Source organism: Mitsuokella jalaludinii DSM 13811 (assembly GCF_000702905.1).
In the GTDB taxonomy this organism is placed as follows: Bacteria; Bacillota; Negativicutes; order Selenomonadales; family Selenomonadaceae; genus Mitsuokella; species Mitsuokella jalaludinii.
Map to the genome: position 1 here is coordinate 1 of NZ_JNKR01000044.1, position 6547 is coordinate 6547.

Consider the following 6547-nt stretch of genomic DNA (forward strand, 5'->3'; position numbering starts at 1 on the left):
ACATACATATCGCTGTGTGCCATCTTTACGATGACCATTGCGAACCACATGGATACAGCCACAAAGAGGGCATACACGACCATTTGCAAAGCGTTCCTTTGCTACGAAATCTTCAATATTCAAAGACTTTACAAAGGCAGGACTTAAAAGCATTGTTTTAAGGCTTTCCTGCTCTGCGACAGTCAACTTACCGATAATATCTAATGCGTCTTTGATAGTAGGCATATCCAATTACCTCCTTCGGTGGTACTGTTTCTTACTATTATTATACGATATTTCTCGTCAAAAATCAACCATTTGTTGTGACAGAGCCTTAGAAAAAACTCTTGCTCTTAGGTGGTTCGCGCTACTTGTTGCCAGCAATAAAAGCCGCGCATGATTTAGGTGTATATGTCATTATGTGCGATTATTTACCGCATAACTATGCACACCAATTCGCTGATGAGTATCATAATGTCAGTATTATCGATAAAGAAGCTGTTCTAGAGTTGGCTCAAAAGTTGCATATCGATGGTATCATGTCCTATGCAACAGATCCTGGCGTTGCTACAGCTGCTTATGTAGCTGAGAAAATGCATCTTCCTGGTAACAATCCATATGAGTCGGTTGCTATCCTGCAGAACAAGGGTAGATTCCGCCACTTCCTACAGGAACATGGATTCAATGTTCCCAAAATGAAGACTTTTCGTGATTGGAACGAGGTAAAAATGTCATTGACAGATATTGAAAATGCTCCTCAGTATATCATGGATATCACCCCTGCAAAATTAGAACTAGGATATGCTTCTCAGTACGATTATATTTCTATGTTGCAGGATTTCAAGCGAGAAATGAGTGCAAATCGCTTATATCAAGATGAAATTTGATTTAGGAGGAACTGTTATGTCAAAAATTTTAGTTACGCGGTCTTCGATGCCGCCGATGGATGAGTATGTGAATGAAATTAAGGACATTTGGGACAGCCGCTGGCTGACGAATATGGGTGTGAAGCACAAGGAACTGCAGGCAGGTCTGCGTGAGTATCTTGGTGTGGAGAACATCGATTTGTTCACGAATGGCCATATGGCGCTGGAGCTTTCACTGCAGGCGATGAATCTGCAGGGGGAGGTCATCACGACGCCGTTCACGTTTGCTTCGACGACGCATGCGATTGTCCGCAATGGCCTGACGCCGGTCTTCTGTGATATCAATCCGCAGGACTTCACGATGGACGTGGATAAACTCGAGTCGCTGATCACGGATCGCACGTGTGCCATCATGCCGGTGCATGTCTATGGCAATGTCTGCAATGTCGAGGAGATCGAGCGGATTGCCAACAAATACGAGCTGAAGGTCATCTATGATGCAGCGCATACATTTGGCGTCAAGTATAAAGGCAAGAGCACGGCTTCTTTTGGTGATGTTTCTTGCTTTAGTTTCCACGCGACAAAGGTCTTCCATTCGATTGAGGGTGGTGCTGCTTGCTTCCGCGATGCGGAATTTGGCAAGAAGCTTTACGGTCTGAAGAATTTCGGCATTCGCGGCCCGGAGACGGTGGATGCTGTCGGTGCCAATGCCAAGATGAATGAGTTCTGCGCGGCGATGGGTATCTGTAACCTGCGACATGTCGATGAGGAAATCGCGAAACGCGGCAAGGCTGTGGCCCGCTACCGCGAGCGCCTTGGCGATGTCGACGGCCTGCAGCTCAATCCCATCCAGAAGGATGTCAAGCCGAACTATGCATATTTCCCTGTGATCTTTGACGAGAAGATCTTTGGGGCAACGCGCAATGAGGTCATGGAAGCCCTGGCCGCACACGACATCGGCGCGCGCAAGTACTTCTACCCGCTGACGAATACCTTTGAGTGCTTCCATAACATGTTCGATGTCAACGAGACACCAGTTGCCCTGCATATGAGCCGCCACGTCCTGACCCTGCCGCTCTATGCAGATCTGAGTGTTGAGGATGTCGACCGGATCTGTGATATCGTGTTGAGCTTGAAAAAGTGATTGGTATAGAAAATCTAGGGGATATTCTCCTAGATTTTTCTGCTTATTTTTGATGATTGCATAGTTTATGTAATGAGAGGGAGATGGCTTTGGGAGAGCAGTGTATACCAAAAAAGAAAATTCGTTCATCGAATATCGAGTTGATGCGTATTGTGTTGATGATAATCATCATTATGCATCATTATGTCGTGAATTCTGGTATTATGGATGGTGTAAATCTTAGTGATTTATCGGTGAATGTTGTTTTCCTACAATACTGGGGTATGTGGGGGAAGATGGCAATCAATGCGTATGTCATGGTAAGTGGTTTCTTCTTATGTACTTCGTCGCTCACTTGGCAGAAGTATATGAAGCTGCTCTTAGAAATCTTATTCTATCAATTTGTACTCTATGGTATTTTGATTCTTCTTGGATATGCGACATTAGCACCAAAAGAGCTTTTCAAGACAATCTTTGCCTTATTTTATGGTGCAGGGCATAGCTTTGTGTCATCTTTTATGCTGTTCTATCTCTTTGTTCCTTACTTGAATAAATTACTTGATTCTATCAAGAATAAAAGGGGGGGGTGGAACGTTTACTCGTTCTGTTATTCGTCGTGAATACGATTACGGTTACCTTCTTTAAGAGTAATACGTTCAATGAAATCACATGGTATATGAATATCTATTTCGTTGGTGCATATTTGCGGCTATATGCCGATGATTGGTCGAAGCGACTGTCATTTTCAGTCAAGTGGCTTTTGATTTTTGTAGCACTTTCATTCCTCAGTATTGCATTGCTGGATGTTGTAGGCATGCGACTGCACAAAGGTTGGGCATTTTCGTATTACTTTATGATTGATTCGAGTAAAATTTTGGCCTTCTTTGTGAGTATAGGTGTGTTCCTATTTTTTAAGAACTTGCCAATGCGCCATAGCCATTTTATCAATGTGGTGGCGAAGACAACATTTGGCGTTTTACTCATTCATGCACATAGTGATGCGATGCGGACACTTCTGTGGAAGCACCTAGCTGATGTACCATCGCTGCTTCATGCTTCGACGCCAGTATTAGTTCTTCATGCAATGATCTGGGCACCGCTTGTTTTTATCGTATGTAGTGCACTAGATTATTTGCGCATCTGCTATCTAGAGCCGCCTGTGATGAACTATATCTATAAGAACAGTGATGCAATAGAGACTCGTACCAATCGAATGATATTGAAGCTGCGGATGATGGGAAAGAGAATTAGAGAATTATAGGAGAATGAATGATTCAAAATTAGGGGGGAGTTTTTTGGCTACCAATAAACGCATTCAATCATTAGAGGGGCTCCGTGGCATCATGATTTTTTTGATTGTCCTGAGCCATATGGAGTTTTTGAAGTACTGCAATTTCGGACATGCTTATGAGCTGTACTGGCATAATCCGACGATTGCAGTGGATTACTTTTTTATGCTCTCTGGCTTTGGCATGATGTTCAGCTTCTTGAAGCATGGCGGAATGTCTGGCCCGGGAGGGGCAGATGTACGCTTGATATCGCTGGGCTTCGCCAAGGCAAAGATACGGAAATTGTATCTGCTTTACGTCGTCACGATGCTGGCGATGGTGCCGATGGTATTCGTGCATGGATGGCTGCATGGTAAGAACCTGCTCATGAACTTTGGCACAATAACGGCGAAACTTGCAATTTGCGCGCCCCTTGTTCAATCTGCTTTCGGCACGACACATCTGTCACATGCATTCAATGGCGTCTGTTGGTTCTTCTCGACCTTGGCGCTGATCTATCTCGTCAGCCCGTGGCTGATGAAGCGCGTCGCGGGATGGCATCATGTGTGGTGGTCTATTGCATTCCTTCCTGTATTCATGATTGTGATATGTGCTGTCCTCGGCATGGTGGATGCGCATGTGAGTTTCTTCGATGATCTTGCGTATGGTTCGCCGTATATGCGCGTCTGGTTTGTCATCTATGGCATGGTTCTGGCGCGGATCATCTTTGCATGGCGGATGAACGGCACGGTGCCAGAATGGATGCCATCGGCAGAGATCGTTGTTGCGCTCGCTTGCATTGCTTGGTTTTTCCTGCGGAATACGTTCGTGGAGATGGAGACGGCCAGCGCACTTCGTCGATTCGTGGATGTCCTGCTCTGTGGAGGATTGCTCTTCACGCTTTCGTTTGAGCGGGGACGTGTCTCACGCCTGTTGGAGCGGCCAGGGTTCCTGCGCCTTGGACATCTGGCGATGTACGTCTATCTGATTCATTATCCGCTGCGCCTGTATTGGGAATCCATTGTGCTCAAACGTGTGATGGGAAATCAGATGAGTGATGCGCTCGGATTAGTCAGTGTTGTCATCATCGTGGCCGTGACAATGGTGCTGGCCGTGTTGTGGGATAAACGGCAGATGATGCGGTAAGATTTAGAAGGAGTAAAAGTGGCATGGGTAAAAATATATTGTTAGTTATTGGCAATGGATTTGATCGTGCACATAGTATGAATACAAGCTATTCAGATATACTAAAGTTTATCTGGACAAGGATTTATACAAATCATATAAATAATACATCAATAGATTATCTAAATAATCGGTATCCTTCCAAACCTGTGATTCAACCCCCGCCACAACATATACGAGATAAATTTATAAGTGAATGGAAGCGTTATCTGGACGGACCAAGGGAAGAACCAGGTAAGACTAGCGAAATTTTGGAAAAGTCACGACAAGAGTTGGAGAATCTGAGAAAAGAATATAAAGATAAAATACACCGAGCAATTCGTGATAATACTGATAATCTGATTCGTTTTATTACAGATTATACATTGAAGTTCGGTAATATATGGTTATCGTACTTTACAAAAGTAGCGGATAATCGTGACAGAAGGCTAGGAAATGGCTGGATTGACTTTGAGGAAGAGATTGGCCGCGTAGTAAGGACCATAGAAAATTCATTATTGAATCGAACTAAAGCTGAAGATATGTATATATCTGAAAGTTTGATTGATGTAATTGGCGATGTTCTATCTAATGATGTTGAATTGAAGGAACATTTATTGCCAATCGTTAAGTTCGATTTTCTGGTATTTTCTCTATGGATGGAAGAAGCGCTTAAGGTGGAAGATGGGCGCTCAGACAGCAGAGAAAAAATAAAAATGATAGAAGAAGAAGCACCTAATATAGAAGGAGTTATCTCCTATAATTACACACATACTCCAAATCTATATAATCTAGGTGATAAGGTACGGTTTATACATGGAGAGCTGGGTCGTCATAATCTAGTATTAGGAACATCAGAAACATTAGAGGATGAATTAGCAGATGAATTTGTTGAATGTGCCTATTTCAAAAAGAAGTATCAGCTGATTCGATATCGTCTAGGGAATAAGTTTAAAACAGTGTTTTCTAACAGTCAAGATGATAAGTGGGATGCCATAATATATGGACACTCATTGACACCTGCTGATAAATATTCGCTAGGGTGGTTATTTACAGAAAACAATAATGGTTTGTTTGCAGCACATATCGAGACAATTAAGATTTGCTATTATGATGACCTTTCATATGACCAGCAGATTGCTAATTTGATTGCCCTAATAGGGCAAGAAAATGCATTAAAATATGTTTCAGAAGGACGGATAGTATTCCAGCCAATGTCTTAACTGCTTGGCAGACAGACAGTAAGAAATTGAGTAGTGTACTCAAACTTCGCACACCTAAAACCCTTGTGAGATAAGGATTTATCAGGATTTCAGGTATGCATCATCGTCACATCATGCAAACTGTTTCAGACACTTTTCCCATAGAGCGGGCAGTTTTGCCACGAACAGATTGAGCAGCTGGTTAATCTGCTCTTCGTCAAGAATCTCTGCTTCTTGAGCGCAGTCCATCAGCAGGCTCAGCAATGCGGCCAAAGCATCCAGATAACGCAAGTCTTCCAGCTCATCTATTGTCAGGTAAAAGAGCTCGCCAAGGCTCCGCTCATCTGTGTTGGTAGTGTCAAGATTCTTTCGCAAATTCATTTCATCCGCCAGTAAATATCAGCATCAAATGTATGGATTTTCCTCGTCAGCTGGCTGCTCAATTTCCATCTTGAATAGATGTTCCATGTCCATATAGCGCTTCGAGCCCCATTCTGAGGTGGCAACATGGCGAAGTCTGGCACAGACGAGCATCAGCGCACTGTTGCCGTCAGGAAATGTACCAATGGCCCTTGTACGGCGGCGTATCTCGCTATTCTCGACCGAGCATTCACGGCGTTTGTAGCGTTCGATGATGGCCGTCTCGAACTGGATGCCCTTGAGTTTGGGCACGCGCAGCTTGACTTCACCGGAAGTCGTGCCGAAATTCCGCTCGTAATGACCGGAACGGTAGCCCTTACGGTCTCCCGTCCGCTCATACTTGCCAGCACGGACAAGCTCGTCCGCCTCATGGTCGAGTCGAGCAGAGCATTCAGCGTTTCTTGGTAGTGTCAAGATTCTTTCGCAAATTCATTTCATCCGCCAGTAAATATCGGCATCAGATGTATGGATTTTCCTCGTCAGCTGGCTGCTCAATTTCCATCTTGAATAGATGCTCCATGTCCA

Annotated in this window: 8 protein-coding genes and 1 pseudogene; 6 read left to right on the forward strand and 3 right to left on the reverse strand. The window is 44.0% G+C overall.

Annotation, left to right across the window (positions count from 1 at the left end):
• A partial coding sequence (locus T518_RS11710) for an IS1 family transposase (protein WP_162177253.1) occupies nt 1–225 on the reverse strand: 225 nt, incomplete at its 3' end.
• 125 nt (nt 226–350) lie between these two features.
• Here T518_RS11710 and T518_RS12240 point away from each other — a divergent pair.
• The 6 genes from T518_RS12240 to T518_RS10805 all read left to right on the forward strand — a co-directional run bounded on the left by T518_RS12240 (nt 351) and on the right by T518_RS10805 (nt 5623).
• Nucleotides 351–866: an ATP-grasp domain-containing protein gene (locus T518_RS12240; RefSeq protein WP_211248219.1), complete on the forward strand. Its 516-nt coding sequence runs from the start codon at nt 351–353 to the stop codon at nt 864–866.
• 16 nt (nt 867–882) lie between these two features.
• Nucleotides 883–1989 carry a DegT/DnrJ/EryC1/StrS family aminotransferase gene (locus tag T518_RS10790; protein WP_036378850.1) on the forward strand — a complete coding sequence of 369 codons (1107 nt, stop codon included), beginning with the start codon at nt 883–885 and terminating at the stop codon, nt 1987–1989.
• An 83-nt stretch (nt 1990–2072) separates the two neighbouring features.
• The gene (locus T518_RS11485; protein WP_155948179.1) at nt 2073–2588 is read left to right on the forward strand and encodes an acyltransferase family protein; all 516 of its coding nucleotides are present in this window, start codon (nt 2073–2075) and stop codon (nt 2586–2588) included.
• Nucleotides 2585–3229, forward strand: coding sequence for a hypothetical protein (locus tag T518_RS11490; RefSeq protein ID WP_051652323.1), 645 nt, complete (start codon nt 2585–2587; stop codon nt 3227–3229). The genes T518_RS11485 and T518_RS11490 overlap by 4 nt, the downstream gene beginning before the upstream one ends.
• A gap of 34 nt (nt 3230–3263) precedes the next feature.
• Nucleotides 3264–4382, forward strand: a complete 1119-nt coding sequence (locus T518_RS10800; protein WP_036378851.1) for an acyltransferase family protein — start codon at nt 3264–3266, stop codon at nt 4380–4382.
• Between the two features lie 23 nt (nt 4383–4405).
• A complete protein-coding gene (locus tag T518_RS10805; RefSeq protein WP_072003605.1) occupies nt 4406–5623 on the forward strand; it encodes an AbiH family protein in 1218 nt (405 codons plus the stop codon).
• Between the two features lie 111 nt (nt 5624–5734).
• On the opposite strand, the gene T518_RS10810 is transcribed toward T518_RS10805, so the two are convergent.
• Nucleotides 5735–5977: a hypothetical protein gene (locus T518_RS10810; protein WP_211248220.1), complete on the reverse strand. Its 243-nt coding sequence runs from the start codon at nt 5975–5977 to the stop codon at nt 5735–5737.
• Nucleotides 5978–6187: 210 nt separating this feature from the next.
• A pseudogene (locus T518_RS11725) lies at nt 6188–6400 on the reverse strand (transposase); the annotation flags it as partial.
• Nucleotides 6401–6547 lie beyond the last annotated feature (147 nt).